At 66.3% G+C, this 1,271-nt stretch carries 1 protein-coding gene; it reads right to left on the reverse strand.

Annotation, left to right across the window (positions count from 1 at the left end; translation table 11 throughout):
* Positions 1–18 precede the first annotated feature (18 nt).
* Positions 19–1,208 (reverse strand): IS3 family transposase gene (locus HNP47_RS16145; protein WP_248118088.1). Its coding sequence is split into 2 segments (ribosomal slippage): positions 19–950 and positions 950–1,208, totalling 1,191 coding nucleotides; the frame shifts between segments, so codons are not numbered across the junction.
* Between the last annotated feature and the right edge of the window lie 63 nt (positions 1,209–1,271).

The following is a 1,271-nucleotide window of genomic DNA, read 5'->3' on the forward strand; positions in this document are numbered from 1 at the left end:
TGACGTGACCCCCATTTCTCATCCAGCCATAACGAGAGTCCTTTGGTGATCTGAGCTGGGGTTGTCGGGGTTGGCAAGAGGCCGGTCAGCGCAGCCCCCAACCAGCGCAGCGGACCGGCCGATCTGTCCGGTGAGCGCTTCTGCATAGGCCTGCGGCGTCAGCCACCCGAGCTTCGAGTGCGGACGCCGTTCGTTGTAATCGCGCCGCCAAGCTTCGAGCACTGCGCGGGCGTGCGGCAGGGATCGGAACAGCGTCTCGTTCAGCAGCTCGTCGCGCAGGCGTCCATTGAAGCTCTCGTTGAAGCCGTTCTGCTGGGGCTTGCCGGGCGCGATGTAATGCCAGCCGACGCCGGTGCTGTCGGCCCAGGCCAGGACCGCGTTCGAGGTGTATTCCGTCCCGTTGTCGCTGACGATGGTGTCGGGCCGGCCCCGCTGCCGGATGACGGCGTCCAACTCCCGCACGACCCGCGCGCCCGACAGCGAGGTGTCGGCCACCAACGCCAGGCATTCACGCGTGCAGTTGTCGATCACCGTCAGGATGCGGAAGCGCCGCCCGTCAGTCATCTGGTCGGCCACGAAGTCCAGCGACCAGCGCTGGTTCGCCACCAGTGGCAACTCCAGCGGTCTTCGGGTGCCGATGGCGCGCTTCCGACCGCCGCGTCGACGGACCGTCAGTCGCTCCTCGCGATAGATCCGCTGGATCCGCTTCCTGTTGACCGCATGGCCTTCGCGCCGCAGCAGCACGTGCAGGCGGCGATAGCCGAACCGGCGACGCTCCTGGGCCAGAGCCTTCAGCCGGTCGCGCAGCGCGCCGTCGTCCGGGCGCGTCGCCTGATAGCGCACGCTCGTCCGATCGACGCCCAGCACACGGCACGCCCGCCGTTCGCTCATCTCGTAGGCGGCCTGCAGATGGCTAGCCGCCTCGCGATAGCCGGCGGGCGTCACCACTTTTTTCCCAGCAGATCCTTCAGCGCGACGTTGTCCAGCATCGCGTCCGCCAGCATCCGCTTCAGCTTGGTGTTCTCGTCCTCCAGCGCCTTCAGCCGCCGGGCCTCCGACACGTCCATGCCTCCGAACTTGGCCTTCCACTTGTAGAAGGTCGCCGAGCTGACACCGTGTCGCCGGCACACCTCTGCCGTCGCCACACCGGCCTCCTGCTCCCGCAAGATCCCGATGATTTGCTCTTCCGTGAACCTTGATCGCTTCATTCTGTCCGTCCTTCGTTGGGCGGACTCTAGCTATTCCTGGAGGAGTTTCAGGGGGTCACGTCA

Origin of the sequence: Brevundimonas vesicularis, from assembly GCF_014204545.1 — a bacterium.
Lineage (GTDB): Bacteria > Pseudomonadota > Alphaproteobacteria > Caulobacterales > Caulobacteraceae > Brevundimonas > Brevundimonas vesicularis_B.